Raw genomic sequence first — 25423 nt, forward strand, 5'->3', positions numbered from 1 at the left:
ACTGGCATCCACTACCATCCACCCCGGACTCTAAATCGCCCCGCTACTAAAAGCGGGGGGACGTCGTTCGTTTCCGAGAGCGGCGTGGAGCCGTTCTATCGGCGGGAGAACCAATGAACGGGGTTCTTCGATACGGTTGAACCCGCTCGATCGTACGTTGACCCAACACAATCCATGAGTGCACGACATCTCTGGCAGTACCCATGCGAGTGCGGGGCGATGTGTGTGATTAACAACAGCCGAGCTGTCGGTCCGGGAGCCATCGTCGGGCGTGGAAACTGAGGCGACTAGACTTCGACAACGTGAAACCTGGGAAGCCCAACTGCGAGTTTGAATTTTGTGCTATGGGAGCGCGGTAGAAGCGGAGGGTTGGCGGAGTGTGCTGGGATCACCCAAGTGTGCTCAACAGCCCGGCACCCGCGATGGCGCAGTTGAGAACTGCAGGCACTTTGTTGGTCGCAAAGCTGCTGGCGACGTCAGACGCGCAAATGTGCAACCGGGGACACTTCGCCGCGGACAACAGAAATTTCGGGCGGATTGTCGGTAATTGTTGCGTCGTCCGGGTGTTTTCTTGGTAGATGTACGAAACGCGGGCGATTGTTGGTCGGCAAATGGGCGTTTGTCGGTTCGCGAGGGGGCGTTTTCTTGGCGTCCATCATCCGTGGCGATGGATTCCTGCCGTACGTTCCCTTGCGTATCGGATTGCGCATAATGCCTATTATGTAAAGTAGAGGCTTGCAGCCACGGGCCGGCAAGGCCTGCTGCCGGTGCCGCTGCCAGCCCTACCACGAATCGTCGACGCGAAATCCTGTCCATGGTGGAAGCCTAGCAACCCTGGAGGCAGGTCCATGCAAGACCACCGCACCGTCGTGCAACTGGATTGCCATGTCGAACACCTGCGGACGCACCATGAACGCGTGGTGCATAACGTCACGCCGCGGTTCGGCCGTGGGCCGGCTGGCGAATGACTGGCAAGCACCTGTTTCGGCCGATGGCGATCGCATCAGGGTGCGACGCCTCACTGGCATCCGTCGGGGCGAATCGTTCACGGAGATCGTCCTGATGGCTGGAGTTTGCCGCCGCCAAGCATGCTTCGACTCCAGCACGCTCCCGCGTCGGCCACCAGTCACTTGCAGGCGTCGTAGACCCGATGGTTCCAGCGCGACAGTTCGGCCATCGTGACCTTGATCCCGCGGCGCCGCTGGAAGCCGTCGCGGGCGCGCTTTTCGCGGGTGCACGGGTCGACGGTCGACTTGTTTCGGCTTGAGCACGACGACCGGCGCGTGGCACGCGCGGGGCGGACGCGTCCGGGTTGCGTCGCCCGCCTGGATCTTCCGTGGCTGCCGACCCTGACTGGCGCGTCTTGCGACACAGGGTCCGGCGCGATTTCGACTTCGATGTCCCGTACGGCAACCAGTCGTTCGCCGGCCAGGCACGCGCCGCTGCGGTAGGCGGTGGTGCCGCTTCGGCCGCTGCACTGGTGCAGGGTTTGCGAGTCGGCGCAGAAGCAGGCGCCCAGCAGGAGGAGGAGCAGAAAGGGGTGCTTTCGCACGGTGACCGTCCCTGGTCGTGGTTCGAACAGATGTGCAGCATCGGGGGACGCGATGGTTTCGGGAAGCCGGCTTTTTCGCGCGTCCGTGTCGGGCGAACGCGCATCTGCCTGTCGGAGTTTCCCGCGCTCGCTCGTCATTCTTTCGAAGGCACACCGGTGATTGCGCAATCCCTCCCCGGACCTCCCCCGTAGTCCAGCGGAGGAAGCCAAGGCCGCGGTGTGTTGCACGCTCCCGAGCGAGGATGAGAAGCGCGCGGCTGCGGTCACGAGGCTGATCGTTCCGGCCCGGGTGCGATCAGCCGTCCGTTGCCGCATCGGCCAGCCACAGCTCGACCGCATGCTGGGCGTGGTCGTCCTGCAGCGGAATCGCGAGGCCCGGCTGTTCGATGCCGTCGACCAGCAGCCGGGGCGGCGTGCCCTGCCCCGCACCGCGGTGCACCTGGATGCGGTACACGGTGTCGCGGTAGCGGTAACGGATGGCGTAGCCGGGCCAGTCGGCTGGAATGCACGGCGCCAGCCGCAGGGTGCCGCCCTCGAGCTTCAGGCCGAGCAGGGATTCGATGACCAGCCGGTACATCCAGCCGGCCGATCCCGTGTACCAGGTCCAGCCGCCGCGGCCGACGTGCGGTTCGACGGCGTACACGTCGGCCGCGACCACGTAGGGTTCCACCTTGTAGGTCGCGATGCGTTCGGCGGTGTCGCCGTGGTGGATCGGGTTGATCATGCGGAACAGCTCCCACGCGCGCGCGTGGTCGCCGATCTCGGCGAAGGCCATCGTCGCCCAGACCGCAGCGTGGGTGTACTGGCCGCCGTTCTCGCGCACGCCCGGCACGTAGCCGCGGATGTAGCCCGGATCCTGCGCGGTCCGGTCGAACGGCGGATCCAGGAGCTGGATGAGGCCGGCATCGCGCCGCACCAGGCGCTGGTCCAGCGACTCCATCGCTTGCCTGGCACGAGCGGGGTCGGCGGCGCCGGACAGCACCGACCAGCTTTGCGAGATCGAGTCGATGTTGCATTCGTCGCTTTCGGTCGAACCCAGCGGCGCGCCGTTGTCGAACCACGCGCGGCGATACCAGGCGCCATCCCAGGCCTGCGCCTCGAGCGCCTGGCGCAGCTGCGTGGCCCGGTCCAGGCAGCGCTCGGCGAACAGCAGGTCGCCGCGGTCGCGCGCCAGCGCATGGAAGCGGCCGAGCACGTCGTAGAGGAAGAACCCCAGCCACACGCTCTCGCCGCGGCCGCCCTCCCCCACCCGGTTCATGCCGTCGTTCCAGTCTCCCGTGCCGATCAGCGGCAGGCCGCGTTCGCCGAACAGGTCCAGCGCCCGCTGGAGTGCGCGCACGCAGTGCTGGTACAGCGTTTCGCGAAGGCCGGAGCGCGACGGCAGGTCGTAATACGATTCCTCGTCCGGATCGACGCGGCGTCCCTCGACATAGGTCAGGCGCTCGTTGAGCACGTCTCGGTCGCCCGTGGCTTCGACGTAGCGGCAGGTGGCCAGCGGCAGCCACACGTAGTCGTCGGAACACCGCGTGCGTACGCCGCGGTCGAGCGGCGGATGCCACCAGTGCTGCACGTCACCATCGAGGAACTGGTGCTCGGCGCACAGCAGAAGGTGGCTGCGCGCGAGCTTCGGTTCGGCGTGCAGCATCGCCATCGTGTCCTGCAGCTGGTCGCGGAAGCCGAATGCGCCGCCGGACTGGTAATAGCCGCTGCGCGCGAAATAGCGGCAGCCGATGGTCTGGTACAGCAGCCAGCCGTTGGCCAGCAGGTCCACGGCCGGTTCCGGCGTCTCCACCTGCACCGCGCCGAGCGTGCGCAACCAGCCGATGCGGACCTCATCGAGCGCGTCCCACGCCGCGTCGTGGCCGCGATGGGTGCGTGCTAGCGCCAGCGCGTCCGCATGCGAGTGGCCGGCGCCGAGCCGGAACACGATGTCGCGCGCCTGCCCGGGCGCCAGGTCCAGCGCGACCTGGACCGCGGCGCAGGGATCGAGCCCGGCGCCCAGCCGTCCTGACAGACGCTCGCGTGCCATCGCCGCGGGAGCGCGCAGGCTGCCGTTGCGCCCGATGAACTCGGCGCGATCGCCGCTGACGCTGCGGCGTGCGTCCTCGCCGTGCCAGCCGCCGGCGTCGATGTCGGCATCGAAAAACGCCACCCGCCCGCCGAACTCGGAGTTGTAGGCGTTGCGCGCCAGCACGGCGCCGTTCTCGCGTTCCGGCTCGGCCTCGGTGACCACGTGCATCTGGGTGCGGGCGTGCAGGTCGCCGAGGATCCACTCGACGTAACCCGTCGCACTCAGCCTGCGGGTGCGGCCGCTTGCGTTGCGCACCCGCAGCACGCTGAACTTCACCGCCGCCTCGCGCGCCACATACACCCACAGTTCGCTGGCGATGCCGTCCTGTTCGTGCTCGTAGACGCTGTAACCGAATCCATGGCGCACGCGATACGCGCCTTCGCCGCGGCATGGCAGTGGCGTCGGCGACCAGAAGCGGCCGGTCTGCTCGTCGCGCAGGTAGAACGCCTCGCCGCCGGCGTCGCAGACCGGATCGTCGTGCCAGGGGGTGAGGCGGAATTCGTGCGCGTTCTCCGACCACGTATAGCCGGTATTCGATTCGCTGGCCACGCAGCCGAACTGCGGGTTGGCCAGCACGTTCGACCACGGCGCGGGGGTGGCGTCCCCCGCCTGCAGGTCGATCACGTATTCGCGGCCGTCGGCGGAAAACGCGCCGAACCCGTTGCCTTCGCGCAGCGGCCCGAGCACCGCATCGAACGGCCAGGGGTCGAACGTCGCATCGCCCGCGCGGCCGGCGCCGGCGTTTTCTTCCGGGGTCGGCAGCGCCATCAGTTCGTACTGGGTCGGCTGCGGTTGCAGCGGTGGCACGATCGTGTCGGGCGGCGGCCGGCGCGCGACCTGTTCGGCCAGCGTGCCGTTCGCATCGCTCACGATCACCCGCGCCACTGATTGCAGCAGGATACGGTCCTCCTGCGGCAGCTGGTGCGCCGGACGCACGAAGATGCCGCCGGGACGGTCGATGACGTTGGCTTCCACGCCGGCCGAAATCAGGCCCATGATCTGGTCGTGCAGTTGCTGCCGGTAGCCGCCCTGCTCGTCGTTCCAGATCACCAGGTCGGTGGTCAGGCCCTTGAGCCGCCAGTAGGCGTAGGCCTGCACCATCTGCCGCACCAGTTCGATGTTCTCGGCGTCGGCGATCTGCACCAGCACGATCGGGTGGTCGCCGGAAATCGCCTGCCCCCACAGCCCCGACTGGCCGCGACGGTTCTGCAGCAGCAGCGAATGCTCCCCGCGCAGCGCGGGGTTCGCGTACAGCACCAGCCCGGCCAGGCGCTCGTACAGCTGCGCATCGGCCTGCGAGGCATTGATCTGCCGGCGCACCACCTGGCTGTGGGTCCAGGCCAGGTCGAACACGCGGTCGGCCAGGCGCCGGTCGCGGTACTTGTCGACAAGCGCGCTGCAGTCGTCGCGGGTCGCGCCGATGCCGCTGACCATGTCGATGGTGGCGCTCTGGTACGGCGCCAGCGTGATCAGGCTGCGGATTGCCACGATCGGATCGAGCACCGATCCCTGGCTGCCGGACAGCGCCCCCCGCTCGACCATGGCCTGCGGCGCGCGCGCGTCGCGGCCACGGCCGATGAAGCGCGAGCGGTCGGTTTCGTAGGAGATCTCGTCGACGTCGGCTTCGTGCACGGCGATGAGATGGAACATCCACGGCGGCACCTCGTCCTGCGCGCGCGCACGCCGGGTGCACAGGATCGCCTGCCGAGAGGGCACGAGTTCGGTCTGCACGAACAGGTTGCTGAAGGCAGGATGCAGCTCGTCGGAGATCGCGGGCGCCAGCACGACTTCGGCGTAGGTGGTGATCTCCAGGCTGCGGGCGGCGCGCGACTGGTTGGTGACGTGCAGCCGGCGCAGCTCGATGTCGTCCTCGGGCGAGATCGCGATTTCCAGGTGGGTTTCGAAGCCGTGGTGGCGCCCGCGGAACTCGGCCTTGGCATCGGAGAAGATCGCCTCGTATCCCGAAACTTCCACCGCCGTGGGCTGGTACGAGGCCGACCAGAACCGGCCGCTGTCCACCTCGCGCAGGTAGCACCACGTGCCCCAGGGATCGCGCGTGCCGTCCTCGCGCCAGCGGGTCATCGCCATCTCGTGCAGCCGGCTGTAACCGCTGCCGGCGCTGCTGAGCATGGCGTGGTAGCGGCCGTTGGACAGCAGCTGCACGGCCGGTCGCGGCGAGGAGGCGTTGCGGAAGATGCGCAGGCGCGTCTCGGTGGCGTCGGGCGCGATCGCGGCGCCCTCGACCTCGGCGGTGTTGGGATGGAAGGCGCCCGTGCGCGGGATGCGCTCCTGCAGCAGCAGCAGCGTGGCCTGGAATTCGGGATCGGCCAGGAAGCGGCGCTGCATGGGCTGCTGGTGCAGCAGGTAGTCGAGCGCCAGCAGGCCCATGCCCTGATGGTGGGCCATGAACGACCGCACCAGCGCATGCGTCTGCCCGCGTGGAACCCGTGCCGGCGTGTAGTCGATCGCCTCGTACATGCCATAGCGTCCGGCGAAGCCTTCCTGCGCCATGCGCTGCAGGTTCTGGCAGGCCTCCGCCGGCGCCACCATCAGCGCCATCATGCTGGCGTAGGGCGCGATCACCAGGTCCTGCGCCAGGCCACGCCGCAGGCCAAGGCCGGGGACGCCGAACGCGCGGTACTGGTAGTTCATGCGCGCATCGACGGTGTTGTAGCCGGACTCCGAGATCCCCCAGGGCACATCGCGCTGGCGCCCGTATTCGATCTGCCGGGCCACCGATGCCTTCGCGGTCTGGTCGAGCAGCGAGCCCTCGTAGCTGGGCATCACCAGCTGCGGCATCAGGTACTCGAACATCGAGCCGCTCCACGACAGCAGCGCCGGGTCGCCTTCGACGTCGGTCAGCAGCCGCCCCAGCGTGAACCAGGCATCCTGCGGCAGCTGGCCGCGGGCGACGCCGATGAAACTGCACAGGCGTGCCTCGGAGGCGAGCAGATCGTAGTAGCCCGGGTCGCTGCGATGTTCCTCGACGTTGTAGCCGATGGTGAGCAGGTGGCGGCTGCGGTCGTAGAGGAAGTCCAGCTCCATCTGCGCGCATCGGCCGGCCAGGTGCGCGAGGCGCTCGAACTCGGCGATGCGCGCGCGTGCGACGTCCTGCGCCTCGCCCGATGACACCGCGAGTTCGCGCAGCGTCGGGATGGAGGTCGCGGCGTGCGACGGCGGAAGCCACGCCAGCGCTGCCGCCGCCGCGTGCAGTTGCTGCAGCAGCTTGCGCCGCCAGTAGTCCGCCTCGGTCGCTGCGCCTGCCTGCGGCGCGGCTTCGATGGCGATGTCCGCCTGCGGCGCGAGTTCGACGGTGGCGTCCGCCGCAACCGGCCCCGCCAGCGTTTCGAGTTCGGCGAGCGCCGAGGTCGCATCCGCGCAGGTTGCCGGAGGCGCGGCCGCCAGCGCATCGAGCCTGTGTCGCAGCGCGTCGGCCACGCTGCCGCCAGCTTCCTCCAGTACCGCGAGCGTGTCGCGCAGTCCCGCCCAGGTCGCGGGCGCGAGGATCGGCGCGTCGGCCTGCGCAACCAGGCCCTGCCGGAGCGTCAGCAGGTGCCCGGCGAGATTGCCGCTGTCCACCGTGGACACGTACAGCGGCGGCAGCGGCTGCAGCGTTTCGGTGTCGTACCAGTTGTAGTAGTGGCCGCGATGCCGCGGCAGCGATTCCAGCGTACCCAGCGTGCTGGCGATGCGGCCAGCCAGGCCGTCGGATTGCAGGTAGCCGAAGTCGTGCGCGGACAGGTTGGCCAGCAGCGCCAGGCCGATGTTGGTCGGCGAGGTGCGCCGCGCGACCATCAGCGCCGGGTGCTCCTGGATGTTGTCCGGCGGCAGCCAGTGGTCGGCCCCGGTGACGAAATCCTCGAAGAACGCCCACGTGCGCCGCGACAGGCGGCCGAGGAAATCGACCTGCCCGGTCGACAGCTGGCCGGCGCTGCGCGCGCGCGGCCTGCCGGTCCACCAGCCCAGCCACGGCGACAGCAGCCACAGCGCGAGCAGCGGCGCGGCGATCGGCAGCGACGCCGGATGCAAGCGCGCGAGCAGCAGCGCGACCGCGGTCGAACACAGCGGCGCGAACCACATCTCGCGAAGCGACGCGGCCAGGCCGCTGCCCAGCGTCTTTTCCACCTGGCTCGACGGGCTCCACTGCAGCATCCGCTTGCGCGACACCAGCATCCGCCACAGCGTGCGCAGGATCGCATCGAGGCTGTAGAAGGCTTCGTACGGCAGGAATGCCGCGGCGAGCGTGATCCGGGCCAGGTCGCGGCCGGCAGCCTGCGCGCGATGCCACAGGTGCGCGCGCCACGGCAGTTCGCGTGGCTTGTCGAGCAGCGCGGTCAGCGTGGCGACCAGCGGCGCCACCAGCAGCGTCGAGAGCACCCATAGCGTCCAGCCCAGCGCATGCGGCGCCAGCAGCCAGCCGAGCACCAGCAGCGTGGTGGTGGCCGCCGGCACCAGGCTGCGGCGCAGGTTGTCGAGCAGCTTGCCGCGCGACAGCATCGACAGCGGGTTGCGCTCCATGCGTCGGCCGGGCAGCGGCACCCACGGCAGCAGCCACGGCAGCAGTTGCCAGTCGCCGCGGATCCAGCGATGGCGGCGTTTGACGTCCAGCGCGTAGCGGTCGGGATAGTCCTCGTAGAGCTGCACGTCGCTGACCAGGCCGGCGCGCGCGTAGCAGCCTTCGAGCAGGTCGTGGCTCAGGATCCGGTTGTCGGGGAAGCGCCCGTCGAGCGTGCGTTCGAACGCCTCCAGCTCGTAGATGCCCTTGCCGACGAACGACCCCTCGCCGAACAGGTCCTGGTAGACGTCCGAAACGGTGCGCGTGTACGGATCAATGCCCGGCTCGCTGCCGAACAGGCGCGCGTACCAGGAGCGGCGTTCGCCGGCCATGCTGGCGCCCACCCGCGGCTGCAGGATGCCGTAGCCGCCGGACACCACGCGTCGCGCGGGATCCAGCCGCGCGCGGTTGAGCGGATGGGCGAGCGTGCCGACCAGTTCGCGCGCGGCGTCGCGCGGCAGGCGGGTGTCGGTGTCGAGCGTGATCACGTAGTGCACGTCCTGCAGCGACTGCGCATCGCCGACGATGCTGGCGAACGCGGCCGCGTCGCCGCGCTGCAGGAAGGCGTTGAGGTCGGCGAGCTTGCCGCGCTTGCGCTCGCGTCCCATCCACGCGCGCTCGCGCGGGTTCCAGGCGCGAGGCCGATGCAGCAGGAAGAACACGTCGTGGCTGCCGGCGTGGCGTGCGTTCAGGGCCTCGATCACGTGCCGTGCTTCTGCCAGCACGGCGTCGTCGCCGGGCAGGGTTTCCGCGTCGGCGTCGAGGAAGTCGGTGAGCAGCGCGAAGCACAGGTTGTCGTCCCGGTTGGCCAGGAATCGCACCTCCAGCGCGTCGGCCAGCGCGTGCACGGAATCGGCGTCGCCGATCATGCTCGGCACCACCACCAGCGCGCGTGCGTCAGGAGGGATGCCGGTGGAAAAGTCCATCCGCGGCAGCGCCCGCGGTATCGCCAGCAGCGTGGCGAACCAGTTCACCAGCACCACGCCCAGTTCGCTGAAGGCGATCACGGCCAGCACGCCGACCAGCACCAGCAGTCCGCGCTCATCGAGGATCGCGCTCGCATCCTGCACCAGGCCGGTCGTGAACAGTGCCACCACCGCGGCCATCGGCAGGATGTAGGCCAGCAGCGGAATGCGCCCGGTGCCGCTGCGGATGGAGGCCAGCGGCCCGCGCCGCAGCCCGAGCGCGCGCTCCAGCCGAGGCAGGCCGTCGTCGACCAGATACCAGCCGACGTGCGCCCCGATGGCGCTGCCGTCGGGTTCCACGGCCGCTTCGCGCGCGAGTCCGAGCGCGGCGCGGGCCACCTCGGGCTCTTCGCGCCTGCCGCGCCGCGCGATGCGCTCGACCACATGCCGGTAGCGGTCGCGTGTGGCGAAATCCATCTGTGGGTACGTGCCATCGGGGTCGTCGCGCAGCGTCGCCTCGACCACGCTCATGGCCTCGACGAACTCGCGCCAGTCGGTCATCGACAGCAGCCGCAGGCTGCCGATGCTGTTGCTGATCGACACCTGGTCGGCGGCCTGCTGCCGGTTCTCGGCATGCACCAGCGTCGCGATGCCCTGCTCGTGGTCGGCCAGCCACTGCTCGATCCAGGTCAGTGGCAGGGCGAGCGCGGCGCCCTGCCCCTGCAGCCGGCGCACGATTTCGGCCACGAATGCGCTGCTTGGCGGCGGCTGCGCGCGTGCCATGTCTGCGATCACCAGGACCACGCTCTTGGGATCGGACTCTGCCATCTCCGCGAAGCGGTCGCCCCACAGGTCGGCCAGGTCGCGGTCGATCCGCCCGGCGATCACCTGCGCGCTGACCCGGCGCAGGTTCTCGATCAGCGCCAGCCGCAGCATGATCGGGATCGCCCACAGTTCGCCGAGCGTGAGCGGCGTGACCGACTGGTAGGCGGCGATGAAGCGTCCCAGGCTCTCGACGTCGACGCGGCCGTCGCCGTGCGAGATCGCGTTGAGCGCGATGTCGTAGACCCGCGGCAGCTGGTCGGACGGCCCGCCTTCCAGGCGCGGCAGTTCGCGGCTGTAGCCCTTGGGCAGGTGGCGGCGTGCGATCCGCACCTGCTCCTCGATCAGGTACAGGTTGTCGAGCAGCCAGTCGCCCGCCGGGGTCAGGCGGCGCTTGGCGTGCGCGGCCTCGCCGAGCAGCCGGCTCGCACGTTCGATCACCGCTTCGTTCGCGCTCAGGCGCGCCAGCAGCAGGTCCGTACTGCGGCGATCGCTGAGCCGGTGCGCCTGCGCCAGCACGCGTCCGTGGCGTTCCATCTGCTCGGCGCTGAACAGCTGCGCGCGCAGCGGGAGTTCGCGCGGGTCGTTGGCAGCCGCGGCCTCCGACCGCCGCGCCGCGCGCCGCGCGAGCCACTGGCGGGCGGTTTCGCCGGGGCGTTTGCGGGGCGGCATCACGCGCACCGGCATCAGCGACCGATCTCGACCGCGACGCGATGCACGGCGCCGTCGTCGCGCAGCGGCAGCAGGCAGGGATCGGGCTCGAGCGCGCGGCCGTCGAGTTCGCAGCGCACGATGCCGCGAGACGCGCCGTGCGGATTGGCGACCTCGATCAGGTAGCGGCTTGCGCCGTGGCGGTACTCGATCGAGAAGCCGGGCCAGTCGCGCGGGATGCACGGATCCAGCAGCAGGCGGTCGCCGCGGAGGTGGAAGCCCAGGATCGCCTCGAGCCCGGCCCGGTACAGCCACGCCCCGGACCCGGTGTACCAGGTCCAGCCGCCGCGGCCGACGTGGGGTTCGACCGAGTACACGTCCGCGGCCGAGACGTAGGGTTCGACCTTGTAGCGAGCGACGGCTTCGGGGGTGGACGCATGGTGGATCGGGTTGAGCAGCGAGAACAGCGCCTCGGCGCGGTCGCCGTCGCCCTGCCTGGTGAAAGCGAAGATCGACCACTGCGAGCCGTGCGTATACTGGCCGCCGTTCTCGCGCAGCCCGGCCGGATAGGCCTTGATGTAGCCAGGGTCCTGCTCGACGTCCTGGAACGGCGGCGTGAACAGCAGCGCCAGCTTCTCGTCAGGCAGGATCAGTTGGCGGTGGACCTGCTCCATCGCCGAGGCCGCGTGCGCGGGGTCGCCGCCGCCGGCGATCACGCTCCAGGACTGGGCGATGGTGTCGATCCGGCATTCCGCGCTCTCGTGCGAGCCCAGCGGCGTTCCGTCGTCGTAATAGCCGCGGCGGTACCACTGTCCGTCCCAGCCGCCCGCGTCGAGGCCCTTGCGCACGGTTTGCGCGACCTGCTCCCATCGCGCCGCGCGCTCGCTGTCGCCGCGTGACTTCGCATGTGGCGCGAACGCATCGATCGTGGCGCAAAGGAACCAGCCCAGCCACGAACTTTCGCCCCTGCCCTGCTCGCCGACGCGGTTCATGCCGTCGTTCCAGTCGCCGGTGCCGAACAGCGGCAGGTCGTGCACGCCGAGCGACAGGCTCACGTCGATCGCGCGCGCGCAGTGTTCGTAGAGGCTGGCGTCGACGTCGGAGATGGCCGGGCGGTAATAGGCCTCGTGCACCCCGGGCTCCAGTTCGGGTCCTTCGATGAAGGCCTGGCGCGTGTCGAGCACCGCGATGTCGCCGGTGATGTCCATGTAGTGGCAGGCGACGAACGGCAGCCACAGGCGGTCGTCGGTCATGCGCGTGCGGATGCCATCGCCGCCCGGCGGCAGCCACCAATGCTGCACGTCGCCGGGTTCGAACTGGCGCCCGGCAGCGCGCAGCAGCTGCGCGCGGGTTTCGTCCGGACGCGCGATGCACGTTGCCATTACGTCCTGCAGCTGGTCGCGGAAACCGTAGGCGCCGCTGGCCTGGTAGTAGGCGGTGCGCGCCCACACCCGGCAGCACAGCGCCTGGTACAGTAACCAGCCGTTGAGCAGCAGGTCCATCGCGCGGTCCGGCGTGCGCACCTGCACGGTGCCGAGGATGTCGTCCCACTGCGTGGTGACCGCCTGCAGCACGCCGTCGAGATCCGCCTCGCGATAGCGCCGTATCAGTTCGCGCGCGGCATCCGCGCTGCCGGCATCGCCCAGCAGCAGCACGATTTCGTCCTCGCCGTCGGCGGCAAGCTCGATGCCGGCCTGCAGCGCGCCGCAGGGGTCGAGGCCGGCACCGGTACGACAGGAGAGCGGCGCGTTCGTGCGCAGCGCCGCGGGTTCGGCGAGATCGCCGTGGCGGCCGATGAACTCGAGCCGATCCCCGCCGTGCGAGGTCTGCCGTCCCAGCAGGTCGATGAAGGCCACGCGTTCGCCGAATTCCGCCCGCCAGGCGTTGCCGGCGAACAGTGCGCCGGTGCCCGCGTCCCGCGCGGTCGCGACGAAGGGCGCAGGCCGGGTGCCGTTCGGCCCCAGTGCCCACTGCACGAACGCCGTCACCGACAGCTTGCGCGCGCGCCCGGAGCGGTTGCGCAGCCGCAGGCGCGAGATCTTGAGTCCGTCTTCGACCGGCACGTACTGCAACAGATCCAGTTCGATCCCGTGTTCGGTGTGCTGGAAGCGGCTGTAGCCGCGGCCGTGGCACGCGACGTACTCGCCGTCGTCGCCTCGGCGCGGCAGCGCGGTGGCGGTAAAGATGCGGCCATCGTCCTCGTCGCGCACGTACAGCACTTCCTGCGGCGGATCGGAGACCGGATCGTTGGCCCAGGGCGTGATCGGATTGCGCTGGCTGTTCTGCGACCACGCGTAGCCGCCGCCGGCCTCGGTCGCGGTGAATCCGAAGTCCGGATTGGCGACCACGTTGAGCCAGGGCATCGGCGGCAGCACGCCGTCGCGGATGATCGTCACGTATTCGCGGCCGTCGTCGGCGAATCCGCCGTGGCCGTTGAAGAATTCGAGGGTGTCTTCTATGCCGCCCGTCGGCCCGCCGTGTGCGGTGGCCGGGGAGTTGCCTTCCAAGGTGGTGGTGACCGCTTCGCCACGCGCGGCCGCTGTCGCATCCGTCGGCGCATCGAGCGCATCGACCTGCGCGGCGAGCGATCCGTCGCGCTGGTCGAGGACGATGGCCGCGGCCGTGGCCAGGCCTGCACGCAATTCCGGCGTGGACTGGTCGCTGCGCAGCGCGAACAGGTTCGGCTTGCCGCCCGGGCGCGGGAACCGCTTCGCGTGGGCGTCGAAACGTGCCTGCAGCACAGCGTGGAGCGCCGCGCTTCCTGCCGTTGCTTCGGCGATCACCACCAGGTCGGCATCGAGGCCATGCGCCTGCCAGTACGCGCCAGCGCGCAGCAGCTCGTCCACCAGCGCGAGCCCGGCGTCGTCCTCGATCCGCAGCAGCGCGATCGGCCGGTCGCCGGAAATGCCGCCGGTCCACAGCGTGGGCGGGCCGCCCTGCCCCGCCGCGCGCAGGTCCGGAGCGACGCGCAGCGCGGGATCGGCATACAGCAGCGCGGACGCCAGGCGTTGGAAGCGCCGCGCCTGCGCTTCGTCAATGTCGAGTTCGGCCAGCCGCGCCTGTGCATGCCGCGACGCGCCGTCCGAGGCGCGCGCGAAAGCGTCCGCGACGCGGCAGCGATCGGCGAGCGCCAGCGTTTCCTCGCGGGTGCCCGCGGCCACCGTCCACAGCTGCACCGTGGCCGATTCGCCGGCCCCGATGCGCAGGCGCCGGCGCAGGCAGAACACCGGATCGAGCACCGTGCCGACCGTTCCGGACAGGTCGGTCGTCAGCGCCGCAGGGGCGCGCTGGTCGCGGCCGCGACCGATGAAGCGCGCGCGGTCCGTTTCCCACTGCAGCCCGTCGCCCGCGCCGCTTTCCAGGGCCAGCCACTGTGCGGCGCAGGCCGAGGGATCGCCCGGGCTACGTACCCGCCGTGTCGCCAGCAGCAGTTCGCGCTCGCCCAGCCATTCGGTACGCACGAACATCTTCGAGAACGCGGGATGCGCCGCATCGCCCTGCGCCGGCGCCAGCACCAGTTCGGCATACGTGGTCAGCTCGATCGTGCGGGCGCGGCTGCCGAGATTGTGCAGGGTGATGCGGCGCACGTCGACGTCGCCATCGCCCGCGACCAGGACTTCGGTGGTGGTCTGGATGTCGCCGTCGCGGCGGCGGATGCAGGCGCGATCCTCGCTGGATTCGACGGCATGTTCATCGGGGGCACGGCGCACCGGCTGCAGCCCCGCCGACCACGTGGTGTCGTCGTCGACGTCGCGCAGGTAGACCCAGCACCCGCGATCGTCGCAGGTCGGATCCGCGCGCCAGCGCGTGATCGCGCAGTCGTTCCACTGGGTGTAACCGGCGCCCGCGTCGGTCAGCATCACGGTGTGGCGGCCGTTCGAAAGCAGGTGCGACGCCGGCGACCGGCCGGCGACGGGCGCGCGTGCGGCCCTGGAAGCGTGATCTGGCATGGAACGTGGACTCCTGCGGGCGACCGCTCTTTATGACACGTTCGTGGTTGTCACCGGGTCAACGCTCATGGCGGCCTAACGAAACGCCACCTACACTGCGTCACAAGGTGCAGAAGACGATCCACAACAGCGCCGCCGCAATCCACCCGGCTCCCGCCGCGACCTGCGATGGCGGAACGCAGCCCGGGTCGTTCGTGGCCGAGGACGCGCTGCTGGACCGCTACCAGCGCGCGGCTTTCGGGTATTTCCTGCGCAACCGCAATCCGGCCAACGGCCTGCATGCCGATACTTCGCGGGCCGGTTCGCCAGTCAGCATCGCGGTGGTCGGTTTTGCGCTGTCCTGCTATCCGGTGGCGGTCGAGCGCGGATGGATCGCGCGCGAGGAAGCGGTCGAACACTGCAGCGCGGCGCTGCGCTTCTTCCGCGACAGCAACCAGGACGGAAGTCCGGGCTCCACGGGCTACAAGGGCTTCTACTTCCATTTCCTCGACCGCGATACCGGTACCCGGGTATGGCGGTGCGAACTGTCGATGATCGACACCGCGCTGCTGATCGTCGGGGCGCTGACCGCCGCCCGCTACTTCGGGGCCGACACCGCGGCCGAGGCCGAGCTGCGTGACGTCGCCGACCTGCTGTACCGGCGCATCGACTGGCGCTGGTCGCAGGACGGCGGCAGCACGATCATGCAGGGCTGGAAGCCGGAGTGCGGGTTCCTGCACTACGGCTGGGAGGGTTACAGCGAGGCGATCGTCCTGTACGTGCTGGCCTTGGGTTCGCCCACGCATCCGATCGGCGAAGACTGCTACCAGGCTTGGACCAGCACCTACCAGTGGGAGAACCTCTACGGCCACGAGTTCCTGTATGCCGGGCCGCTGTTCATCCACCAGTTCTCGCATGCGTGGATCGATTTCCGTGGCATCCGCGACCAGTTCATGCGCGGCAAGGGATGCGACTATTTCGAGAACAGCCGCCGCGCGGTGCACGTGCAGCGCGCCTACGCGTGCATCAATCCCCGCGGTCACGCCGGCTATGACGAGGACTGCTGGGGATTGAGCGCCTGCGAGGGACCCAGCGACGAAGTGCAGGAGGCCGACGCGGAGCCGCGCCACCTGTTCGGCTATGCCGCGCGCGGCGTGCCCTACGGGCCCGACGACGGCACGCTGTCGCCGCCGTCGGTGCTGGCCTGCCTGCCGTTCGAGCCCGACCTCGCGCTCGCCGCCCTGCATGCCATGTGCAGGCGCCATCCTGAAATCGTGCACGAACACGGCTTCACCAGCGGCGTCAACGCCGACCTGCGGGACGACGACGGCCGCGCCTGGGTGTCGCCGGGCCTGTTCGGGCTGGACCAGGGGATCATCGTGCTGATGATCGAGAACCACCGCACGGGACTGGTGTGGGAACTCATGCGCGGATGCCGCTGGCTCACCGACGGCCTGCGCCGGGCCGGCTTCGACGGCGGCTGGCTGGATGCCCCCGGACACGATCGGGGGCGCGGCTGATGCATCGTCGCGATCCGGATTCGGGAACGGTCGTCGATCCCGGCGTGCGCGCCGAGCTGCGGGACAACCTGCACCCCGCGCAGTGGCGCAATCCCGAACCTGCGGCCCGTTACGGGCTGGTGGTGATCGGCGCCGGCCCCGCCGGACTGGCCGCGGCGCATGAAGCCGCCGCGGCGGGCGTGCGCGTCGCGCTGGTCGAACGCGACCTGATCGGCGGCGACTGCCTCAACTACGGTTGCGAGCCGTCCAAGGCCCTGCTTCGCAGCGCGCGCGTCTACGCCGAAATGCGCGACGCGCGGCATTATGGGGCCGTCGTCCCGGAACGCATCGACGTGGATTTCCATGCCGCGATGGAGCGCGTGTTGCGGCTGCGCACGCGCCTGGCCAGGCCGATGTCGCCGCGGATGCTGCGTGAGGCGGGCATCGACGTGTTCTTCGGCCATGCGAAGTTCGAAGCGCCCGACCGGCTCCATCTGGACGAGCTGCGGCTGCATTTCGACAAGGCCCTGGTCGCGACCGGCGCCGAGCCCGACGTGCCAGACATCCCCGGCCTCGACGAGGTCGATTACTTCACCAACGAAACCATCTTCGGCATCGGTGCGCTGCCGGAGCGGCTGCTGGTCATCGGCGGCGGCCCGCTCGGCTGCGAGATGGCGCAGGCGTTCCGCCGCTTCGGCAGCCGCGTGGTCATCGTCCAGGACATGCCGTTGTTCCTGCCCCACGAAGAGCGCGACGCGGCGCAGATCCTGTCGGTGGCGTTCGCGCGCGACGGGATCGAGGTGCGTCTGAACACCGAGGTCACGGCGCTCCGCCGGGTCGGCGGCGAGATCCACGCCGACCTGCGCAGCGACGACTATGTGTCGAGCATCGCCACCGACGCGATCCTGGTCGGCACCGGTCGGTTGCCGCGGATCGACGACATGGGACTCGATGCCGCCGGCGTCGAGCACGACCCGGTCCACGGCGTCCGCGTCGACGATTGCCTGCGCACGGCCAACCCGGCGATCTATGCCGCAGGCGACGCGTGCATGGAAGCGCGCTTCACCCACGTGGCGGTGGCCACCGCGCGCATGGCGGTCGCCAACGCGCTCCAGGGCGCGGAACGGAAGGTCAGCGACCTGGTGATCCCCTGGTGCACCTATACTGATCCTGAGATCGCCCATGTCGGCCTGTACGTGCGCGAAGCGATGCGCCGCGGTATCGCGGTTTCCACCAGCACGGTGCCGCTTCACGCGGTGGATCGCGCCGTGCTCGACGGCGACGACGAGGGTTTCATCAAGCTCCATGTTGCCGACGGTTCCGACCGCATCCTGGGCGCAACCATCGTGTCGCGCCGCGCTGGCGAACTGATCGGACAGCTGACCCAGGCGATGGTCAACGGCGTCGGCGTGCGCGGGCTGGCGCGGGTCATCCATCCCTACCCCACCGAGTCCTCGGCCATCGGCGCAGCCGCGCGGGCATGGTGCCAGGCGCATCCGGCGAATCCCTGACGTCACGCCGCGCGCGGCAGCGGCATCGCGCCCGGGCACGGATATCTCCCACCACATCGATTGCAGAAAAAGGAACACACATGGAACTCGGCATGATCGGCTTGGGCAAGATGGGCGCCAACATGGCGCAGCGCCTGGTGCGCGGCGGCCATCGCGTGGTCGGCTTCGACCCGAATCCGGATGCGCGCGCGCGGGTGGAGGCATTCGGCGCGGAATCGGCCACCTCGCTGGAGGACATGGTCGGCAAGCTGCCGGCGCCGCGCGCGGCGTGGATGATGGTGCCGGCCGGCGACATCACCGGCGGAACCGTCGATGCGCTGATGAAGTTGCTTGCTGCCGGCGACACGATCGTCGACGGTGGCAACTCCAACTACAAGAACACGCTCGATCGCGCCAAAGCCGTCGACGAGAAGGGAATGCACTACGTCGACTGTGGCACCAGCGGCGGCGTGTGGGGACTGGCCGAGGGCTACAGCATGATGATCGGCGGACAGAAGGACGCGGTGGAACGGCTGCGGCCGGTGTTCGAGACGCTGGCGCCGGGCAAGGATCAGGGGTGGGGCCACGTCGGGCCGCCGGGTTCGGGACACTTCACCAAGATGATCCACAACGGGATCGAATACGGTCTGATGCAGGCCTATGCCGAGGGCTTTTCGATCCTCGAGCACAAGAAGGAATTCGGCATCGACCTGCACCAGGTCGCCGACATCTGGCGCACCGGCAGCGTGGTGCGCTCCTGGCTGCTGGACCTGACCGCCGACGCGCTCGGCAAGAACCCGACCATGGACGGCATCGCGCCGTTCGTGCCCGACTCGGGCGAAGGCCGCTGGACCGTGACCGAAGCGATCGACCTGAACGTGCCGGCGCCGGTGATCACCCAGTCCCTGATCGCCCGCCTGCGCTCGCGCGACAGCGAATCGTTCGCCGACCGCCTGCTGTCGGCGATGCGCAACGAGTTCGGCGGGCACGCGATGAAGAAGGAATAGCCACCACCGCTCCTCGCAGGAGCAGCTTCAGCCGCGAGTTCTCCCCTGCCGACCCTGCGGCGCCAAGTGGAGTTGGCGCTCATTGCCGCCTCATCCGCGGCAGACCCGCATCCGGTCTGCGCCGGGTCCTCTTCGATCCCGGATCAGGACTTCTTCTTCTTCAGCGCCCCGCCCTTGTGCACGGCGACATGATCGGTTTCGTCGCTTTTGATCTCGTACTGCGGATCATCCTCGCTGCAGTGTCGCGTGTAGCCGTGCCAGTCGAAGTCCCTGACGTGCACCTTGGTGATCCTGCCACTGACGTGGCCGGCCTCGGAATTCCAGCTGACGTGGTCGCCGACCTTGAATGGGTGGGCCATCAGCGTGCCTTCCTTTCCAGCAGCGCTCGGGCGCGGGCGCAGACGTTGTCGACGGTGAAGCCGTAACGTTCCAGCATTTCGCCTCCCGGTGCCGAGGCGCCGAAGCGGTCGACGCCGAGCACGTCGCCGTCGTCGCCGACATAGCGATGCCAGCCCTGCGGGGAGCCTGCCTCCACCGCCAGCCGCGCCCCGACGCCTGGCGGCAATACGGATTCGCGATATTCCGGCGGCTGCCCGTCGAACAGCGACCAGCACGGCATCGATACCGCGCGCGCGGCGATCCCCTCCTGCTGCAGCTTCTCCGCGGCGGCCAAGACCAGCCCGGTTTCCGCGCCGGTGCCGATCAGGATCAGCTCCGGCTCGCCGTCTCCCGCGTCGAGCAGCACATAGGCGCCCTTGCGCAGCCCGTCGGCGGACGCGTACTTGCCGCGGTCGAGCGTCGGCACCTTCTGGCGCGACAGCGCGAACGCCACCGGCCGGTCGGCCGCCTCCAGCGCGACGCGCCAGGCTACGGCCGTCTCGTTGGCATCCGCGGGGCGGATGACCAGCAGGTCGGGCACAGACCGCAGTCCCGCCAGCTGTTCGACCGGCTGGTGCGTCGGCCCGTCCTCGCCCAGCGCGATGCTGTCGTGGGTGAACACGTGCATCACGTGCAGGCGCATCAGCGCGGCCAGGCGCATCGGCGGACGCATGTAGTCGGAGAAGATCAGGAACGTGGCGTCGTAGGGAATCACGCCACCATGGGCAGCCATGCCGTTGCAGATCGCGCCCATCGCGTGTTCGCGCACGCCGAAGTGAAGGTTGCGGCCGGCGTAGCTCCAGCCGCCGCCGGTCGAACCCTGCTGGTCCTCGCCCGGCGTGGCGCGTGGGTCGAAATCGCCCAGGCCCTTCACCGCGGTGAAGGTCGAAGGATCGAGGTCGGCTGAGCCGCCGGTCAGCGCGGGCAGCTTGGGCGCGATCGCCGACAGCACCTTGCCGCCGGCCTCGCGCGTGGCCATGCCCTTCGCGTCGGCGGGAAACACCGGAATGTCCGCGTCCCAGCCGTCGGGCAATCTCGCCTCCTGGCTGGTGCGCAGCTCGCGCGCGGCATCCGGGAACGCCTCGGCGTAGGCGTCCAGACGCCCTTGCCATGCATCCTGTTCGCGCCTGCCGCGATCGAGCGCGGAGCGGAAGTGCGCCATCGCGTCGTCCGGCAGCAGGAACGGCGGCTGCTCCGGCCAGCCCAGGTTGCGCTTGGTGGCGGCGACATTCTCCTCGCCCAGCGGCGAGCCGTGCGCCTTGAAGCTGTCCTGCTCCGGCGAGCCGTAGCCGATGTGGGTGCGTACCAGCACCAGCGACGGCCTCGCGGTCTCGTCGCGCGCCCGCTGCAGGGCCCGTTCGATGGCGGCGACGTCGTTGCCGTCGTCCACGGTTTCCACGTGCCAGTCGTACGCGGCGAAGCGCGCGGCGCGATCCTCGGTAAAGGTGATGTCGGTGCCCGCGGCCAGGGTCACGCTGTTGTCGTCGTAGAGCACGTTGAGCTTGCCGAGCTTCAGGTGTCCCGCGAGCGATGCGGCCTCGGAGGCGACGCCCTCCATCAGGTCGCCGTCGCTGGCGATCACCCAGGTGCGGTGGTCGACGACCACGTGGCCGGGCCGGTTGTAGCGCGCGGCAAGCTGCGCCTCGGCCATCGCCATGCCCACGGCGTTGGCGAACCCCTGTCCGAGCGGTCCGGTGGTGACTTCGACGCCCGGCGTGTGTCCGCGTTCGGGGTGGCCGGGCGCCTTGCTGCCCCACTGGCGGAAGTGCCTGATGTCGTCGAGCGACAGGTCGTAGCCGGTGACGTGCAGCAGGCTGTACAGCAGCGCCGAGCCGTGGCCAGCGGATAGCACGAAGCGGTCGCGGTCCGACCACAGCGGGTCGGCCGGGTTGTGCTTCAGGAACCGCTGCCACAGCACGTACGCCATGGGCGCAGCGCCGAGCGGCAGGCCCGGGTGGCCGCTGTCGGCCTTCTGGACCATGTCGACGGACAGGAAGCGCAGCGTGTCGATGCAGCGCTGGTCGATGGAGGCGGACGCCTGTTGGGGTGCCATGATCGTGCTCCGTTCTGGGAAGCGGGAGCCGTCACGGCTGCGATCGGTTGCAAATCGCGGCCATGGCCGCCCCCACGGGGAATGGTCTGTCTCAGCCGTCGGCGAGCGCCGCGTCGACGATCGCCTGCGCCTCGGCGAGGATCGCCTGCAGGTGGTCGCGGCTTTCGAAGCTTTCGCCATAGATCTTGTAGATGTCCTCGGTGCCCGACGGCCGCGCGGCGAACCAGCCGCTGTCGGCGACCACCTTGATGCCGCCGATCGGCGCGTCGTTGCCCGGCGCCTTGTCCAGCACCCAGGTGATGGCGGCGCCCGCCAACGTGTCGGCCTGCAGCCGTTGCGGCGAGAGTCCGGCCAGCGCCTTCTTCTGCTGCGTGCTGGCCGGCGCCTCGACGCGATCAAAGAACACCTCGCCGAAGGCGTCGCACAGGCCGCGGTAATGCTCCGCCGGATCGTGTCCATGGCGCGCGGTGAGCTCGGCGGCGAACAGCGCCGGCGCCATGCCGTCCTTGTCGGTGGTCCAGACGCTGCCGTCGTGGCGCAGGAAACTCGCGCCCGCGCTTTCCTCGCCGCCCAGGCCGAGCGTGCCGTCGAACAGGCCATCGGCGAACCACTTGAAGCCCACCGGCGTCTCGTACAGCTGGCGATCGAGCCGCGCGGCAACGCGGTCGATCATGCTGCTGCTGACCACGGTCTTGCCCACGGCGGCCTGCGCGCCCCACTGCGGGCGGTTGCGGAACAGGTCGTCGACCATCGCCGCCATGTAGTGGTTCGAAGGCAGCAGGCCCGCCTTGGTCACGATGCCGTGGCGGTCGTGGTCGGTATCGCAGGCGAAGGCGACGTCGAAACGGTCCTTCATCCCGATCAGCCGCTGCATCGCGTACGACGAGGACGGGTCCATGCGGATCTGCCCGTCCCAGTCCAGGGTCATGAACGAGAAGGTCGGATCAACCTGCTCGCTGACGACGTCCAGCGCCAGGCCATAGCGCTCGGCGATGCGCGCCCAGTAGTGCACGCCCGCGCCCCCCAGCGGATCCACGCCCATGCGGATGCCGGAGCCGCGGATCAGGTCGAAGTCGAGGACATTGCCGAGGTCTTCGATGTAATGGCCGAGGAAATCATGCTCGCGCGTGGTCGCGGCACTGCGCGCCCGCGCAACGGCCACGCGGGCCACGCCCCGGAGACCGGCTTCGAGCAGCGCGTTGGCGCGTTCCTGCACCTGCCGGGTGATCGCGGTGTCGGCCGGGCCGCCGTTGGCCGGGTTGTACTTGAAGCCGCCGTCGCCGGGCGGGTTGTGCGAAGGCGTGACGACGATGCCGTCGGCCAGCGCCGAGGTGCGGCCGCGGTTGTGAACCAGGATCGCGTGGGATATGGCCGGCGTCGGCGTGTACTCGTCGCCCTGCGCGACCCGCACCTCCACGCCGTTGGCGGCGAGCACTTCAAGCGCGCTGTCCCGGGCGGGCCCGGACAGCGCGTGGGTGTCGATGCCCAGGAACAGCGGGCCGTCGATCCCCTGGGCCTTGCGGTATTCGCAGATGGCCTGGGTGATGGCCAGCACGTGCCACTCGTTGAAGCTGCCGTCGAGGGACGTGCCGCGATGGCCGGAGGTGCCGAACGCGACGCGCTGCGCTGCATGCGAAGGATCGGGCCGCACGTCGAAGTACGCGGCAAGCAGCCGGTCGATATCGACCAGCGGCGCTTCCCGCGCGGGCTTGCCGGCCAGCGGGCTGGTGTGGGTGCCCATCAGTGCGCGCCCCGCTGATCGCGGTAGCGCTCGATCAGTGCGTTGGTGGAACTGTCGTGCCGCAGTCGCGGCGAGTCCACGGCCGCCAGTTCGCTCGCGGTCCGCTTCGCCAGCACCTTGCCCAGCTCAACGCCCCACTGGTCGAACGAGTCGATATCCCAGATCACGCCCTGCACGAACACGCTGTGCTCGTACAGCGCGACCAGCGCGCCGAGCGCATGCGGGGTCAGCTTCCGCGCCAGAATCGTGCTGCTCGGGCGGTTGCCCTCGAACGTCTTGTGCGCCACCAGCGCCTCGGCCGCGCCTCCGGAGCGAACCTCGTCCGCCGTCTTGCCGAACGCCAGCGCCTCGCCCTGCGCGAACAGGTTGGCCATCAGCAGGTCGTGCTGCTCGCGCAGCGGGCTGAGCGGCTCGCAGAAGCCGATGAAGTCGCAGGGCACCAGCCGCGTGCCCTGGTGGATCAGCTGGTAGAACGAATGCTGGCCGTTGGTACCCGGTTCGCCCCAGTACACGGGGCCGGTCTGGTAGTCGACGCGGCGACCGTCGAGCGTGACCGATTTGCCGTTGCTTTCCATCGTCAACTGCTGCAAATAGGCGGGGAATCGCTTGAGGTACTGCGCGTAGGGCAGCACGGCCACGGTGTCGGCGCCGAGGAAGTCGTTGTTCCAGATCCCGATCAGCGCCATCAGCACCGGCAGGTTGCGCTCGGCCGGGGCATCGCGGAAATGCACGTCCATGGCATGGAAGCCGGCGAGCATGTCGCGGAAGTTGTCCGGGCCGATCGCGATCATGGTCGACAGGCCAATCGCCGAGTCCATCGAGTAGCGGCCGCCGACCCAGTCCCAGAAGCCGAACATGTTCTCGGTGTCGATGCCGAAATCGCGCACGCCGTCGGTGTTCGTCGACACGGCGACGAAGTGCTTCGCCACCGCCCCGTCATCGCCGGCATCGTCGTCGCCGGCCAGGCTTTCCAGGCACCAGCGCCGCGCCGCGTGTGCGTTGGCCAGCGTTTCCAGCGTGGTGAAGGTCTTGGAGCAGACGATGAACAGCGTTTCGGCCGGATCCAGGCCGCGCACGGCCTCGCTGAAATCGGTGCCGTCGACGTTGGACACGAACGCGAAATGCATGCCGCGGTCGCTGAAATCGCGCAGCGCCTCGTAGGCCATCACCGGGCCCAAATCCGAGCCGCCGATGCCGATGCTGACCACGTTGCGGATCCGCTTCCCGGTGTGCCCGGTCCACGCGCCGCTGCGGATGCGTTCGGAGAACGCCGCCATGCGATCGAGCACTTCGTGCACCTGCGCGACCACGTCGACGCCATCGACTTCCAGCCGCTCGCCTTTTGGCATCCGCAAGGCCACGTGCAGCACCGACCGGTCCTCGGTGCGGTTGATGCGCTCGCCGGAGAACATCGCCGCGGTCCGCCCGTGCACGTCGCAGGACGCGGCCAGCTCGTGCAGCAGGCGCAGGGTCTGGTCGTCGACGCGCTGTTTCGAGTAGTCCAGGTGCAGCCCGGCGCCCTCGGCGCAGAGCCGCCGGCCGCGCTCGGGATCGGCTGCGAACAGCTCGCGCAGGTGGGTCTGCGCGAACTGCGTCGCGTGCGCGGCCAGGGCCGCCCATTGCGGGCGCTGCGTCAGCGACACAAGGTCTTCCGTGCCAGGCTTGTCCATGGCGACCTGCTCAGCGACCGCCGGCCAGCGACTGCGCCTTGTCGGCGATGCGCTGCATCAGCTGGTGCCACGACTTGACGAACGAGTCCGCGCCTTCGCGCTGCAGCCGGGCGGCGAGCGCGTCGATGTCCACCCCTGCCGCGGCGATCCTGTCCAGCGTGGCCGCGGAGTCGCCACCGGCCTCGTCCATCGCCCCGCGCAGTTCGCCGTGGTCGGCGAAAGCGCGCAGGGTCTTCTCCGGCATGGTGTTGATGGTGTCGGGCGCGGCGAGCGCTTCGATGTAGAGCGTGTCGGGCGCCTTCGGATCCTTGGTGCCGGTGCTTGCCCACAGCAGGCGCTGCGGGCGCGCGCCCGCCGCGGCGAGCTTCTTCCAGCGCTCCGAGCCGAGCAGCTCGCGGTACGCGCGATAGGCCTGCTGCCCGACCGCGATGCCGAGCCGGTTGTGCAGTTCTTCGGGCAGCTGCTGCGCGCTGGCCTTGTCCCAGCGGCTGACGAACAGCGAGGCGACCGAGCCGACCACCGGGTCCAGGCCGGCCTCGATCCGGCGCTCGATCCCGCGCAGGTAGGCCTCGGCGGCGGCGAGGTACTGCTGCGTCGAGAACAGCAGCGTGACGTTGATCGGCACGCCGGCAAAGATCGATTCCTCGATCGCGCGGACGCCTTCGGGCGTGCCGGGGATCTTGACGAACAGGTTGTCGCGCCCGGCCTGCGCCTGGATGCGCTTGGCCGCCTCGATGCTGCCGTCGGTGTCGGCGGCCAGCAGCGGCGAGAGTTCCATCGATACCCAGCCGTCCACGCCGCCGGTGGCGTCGTACACCGGCCGGAACAGGTCGGCCGCGCGGCGCAGGTCCTCCAGCGCCAGCTCCACGAACAGCTCCGCGTCGCGCTTGCCGGCCGCCGCCTTCTCGCCGATGCCGGCGTCGTAGGCGTCGCTGCCGCCGATCGCTTCGTCGAAGATCGTGGGGTTGGACGTCAGCCCGGTGATGCCGTACTGGGCGATGTAGCGCTGCAGCGTGCCGTCGTCGAGGATTTCGCGGGTGATGTTGTCCAGCCACAGGCTCTGGCCGAGGTCGCGTAGCGATTGCAGGTGGGTCATGTCG

General features: G+C 69.6%; 12 protein-coding genes. 3 read left to right on the forward strand and 9 right to left on the reverse strand.

All coding sequences use genetic code 11. From position 1 onward, the window contains the following. Positions 1-402: 402 nt before the first annotated feature. The 4 genes from ACFOM9_RS12185 to ACFOM9_RS12200 form a co-directional block, all read right to left on the reverse strand. A complete protein-coding gene (locus ACFOM9_RS12185) occupies positions 403-816 on the reverse strand; it encodes a twin-arginine translocation signal domain-containing protein (protein ID WP_386711105.1) in 414 nt (137 codons plus the stop codon). A 310-nt stretch (positions 817-1126) separates the two neighbouring features. After that, positions 1127-1690, reverse strand: a complete 564-nt coding sequence (locus tag ACFOM9_RS12190; RefSeq protein WP_386711108.1) for a hypothetical protein — start codon at positions 1688-1690, stop codon at positions 1127-1129. Between the two features lie 157 nt (positions 1691-1847). Next, entirely contained in the window at positions 1848-10577 is an 8730-nt protein-coding gene (locus ACFOM9_RS12195) for a GH36-type glycosyl hydrolase domain-containing protein (protein WP_386711111.1), read from the reverse strand. 14 nt (positions 10578-10591) lie between these two features. Next, positions 10592-14506: a GH36-type glycosyl hydrolase domain-containing protein gene (locus tag ACFOM9_RS12200; RefSeq protein ID WP_386711114.1), complete on the reverse strand. Its 3915-nt coding sequence runs from the start codon at positions 14504-14506 to the stop codon at positions 10592-10594. A gap of 107 nt (positions 14507-14613) precedes the next feature. Between ACFOM9_RS12200 and ACFOM9_RS12205 the strand changes: the two genes are divergently transcribed. The 3 genes from ACFOM9_RS12205 to gnd are packed head-to-tail and all read left to right on the forward strand — an operon-like array spanning position 14614 to position 18481. Continuing rightward, on the forward strand, positions 14614-16005 hold the full coding sequence (locus ACFOM9_RS12205; RefSeq protein WP_386711117.1) for a glucoamylase family protein: 1392 nt from the start codon (positions 14614-14616) through the stop codon (positions 16003-16005). After that, positions 16005-17495, forward strand: coding sequence for a mercuric reductase (locus tag ACFOM9_RS12210; RefSeq protein WP_386711120.1), 1491 nt, complete (start codon positions 16005-16007; stop codon positions 17493-17495). The genes ACFOM9_RS12205 and ACFOM9_RS12210 overlap by 1 nt, the downstream gene beginning before the upstream one ends. Further along, positions 17465-18481 (forward strand): phosphogluconate dehydrogenase (NAD(+)-dependent, decarboxylating), encoded by a 1017-nt coding sequence (gene gnd, locus ACFOM9_RS12215; protein ID WP_386711123.1) that lies wholly within the window; start codon positions 17465-17467, stop codon positions 18479-18481. Before ACFOM9_RS12210 ends, gnd begins: the two co-directional genes overlap by 31 nt. Before the next feature lie 143 nt (positions 18482-18624). Here the strand turns inward: gnd and ACFOM9_RS12220 are convergent, their stop codons facing one another. The 5 genes from ACFOM9_RS12220 to tal form a co-directional block, all read right to left on the reverse strand. Further along, positions 18625-18840: a hypervirulence associated TUDOR domain-containing protein gene (locus tag ACFOM9_RS12220; protein ID WP_386711126.1), complete on the reverse strand. Its 216-nt coding sequence runs from the start codon at positions 18838-18840 to the stop codon at positions 18625-18627. Next, the gene (tkt, locus tag ACFOM9_RS12225; protein WP_386711129.1) at positions 18840-20912 is read right to left on the reverse strand and encodes a transketolase; all 2073 of its coding nucleotides are present in this window, start codon (positions 20910-20912) and stop codon (positions 18840-18842) included. The genes ACFOM9_RS12220 and tkt overlap by 1 nt, the downstream gene beginning before the upstream one ends. Positions 20913-21003: 91 nt before the next feature. Beyond that, the gene (pgm, locus tag ACFOM9_RS12230) at positions 21004-22653 is read right to left on the reverse strand and encodes a phosphoglucomutase (alpha-D-glucose-1,6-bisphosphate-dependent) (protein WP_386711132.1); all 1650 of its coding nucleotides are present in this window, start codon (positions 22651-22653) and stop codon (positions 21004-21006) included. Continuing rightward, positions 22653-24323: a glucose-6-phosphate isomerase gene (gene pgi, locus ACFOM9_RS12235; RefSeq protein ID WP_386711135.1), complete on the reverse strand. Its 1671-nt coding sequence runs from the start codon at positions 24321-24323 to the stop codon at positions 22653-22655. Before pgi ends, pgm begins: the two co-directional genes overlap by 1 nt. Before the next feature lie 10 nt (positions 24324-24333). Continuing rightward, positions 24334-25419 (reverse strand): transaldolase, encoded by a 1086-nt coding sequence (gene tal, locus ACFOM9_RS12240; protein ID WP_386711137.1) that lies wholly within the window; start codon positions 25417-25419, stop codon positions 24334-24336. Positions 25420-25423 lie beyond the last annotated feature (4 nt).

Origin of the sequence: Luteimonas notoginsengisoli (genome assembly GCF_042648885.1) — a bacterium.
GTDB lineage: Bacteria > Pseudomonadota > Gammaproteobacteria > Xanthomonadales > Xanthomonadaceae > Luteimonas > Luteimonas notoginsengisoli.

Excerpts from the sequence above, each read along its gene's own strand:
- ACFOM9_RS12190 (WP_386711108.1), bottom strand. The coding sequence starts at position 1,690 with ATGACGAGCGAGCGCGGGAAACTCCGACAGGCAGATGCGCGTTCGCCC.
- pgm (WP_386711132.1), bottom strand. The coding sequence starts at position 22,653 with ATGGGCACCCACACCAGCCCGCTGGCCGGCAAGCCCGCGCGGGAAGCG.
- ACFOM9_RS12220 (WP_386711126.1), bottom strand. The coding sequence starts at position 18,840 with ATGGCCCACCCATTCAAGGTCGGCGACCACGTCAGCTGGAATTCCGAG.
- tkt (WP_386711129.1), bottom strand. The coding sequence starts at position 20,912 with ATGGCACCCCAACAGGCGTCCGCCTCCATCGACCAGCGCTGCATCGAC.
- tal (WP_386711137.1), bottom strand. The coding sequence starts at position 25,419 with ATGACCCACCTGCAATCGCTACGCGACCTCGGCCAGAGCCTGTGGCTG.
- ACFOM9_RS12185 (WP_386711105.1), bottom strand. The coding sequence starts at position 816 with ATGGACAGGATTTCGCGTCGACGATTCGTGGTAGGGCTGGCAGCGGCA.
- gnd (WP_386711123.1), top strand. The coding sequence starts at position 17,465 with ATGGTGCCAGGCGCATCCGGCGAATCCCTGACGTCACGCCGCGCGCGG.
- ACFOM9_RS12210 (WP_386711120.1), top strand. The coding sequence starts at position 16,005 with ATGCATCGTCGCGATCCGGATTCGGGAACGGTCGTCGATCCCGGCGTG.
- ACFOM9_RS12200 (WP_386711114.1), bottom strand. The coding sequence starts at position 14,506 with ATGCCAGATCACGCTTCCAGGGCCGCACGCGCGCCCGTCGCCGGCCGG.
- pgi (WP_386711135.1), bottom strand. The coding sequence starts at position 24,323 with ATGGACAAGCCTGGCACGGAAGACCTTGTGTCGCTGACGCAGCGCCCG.
- ACFOM9_RS12195 (WP_386711111.1), bottom strand. The coding sequence starts at position 10,577 with ATGCCGCCCCGCAAACGCCCCGGCGAAACCGCCCGCCAGTGGCTCGCG.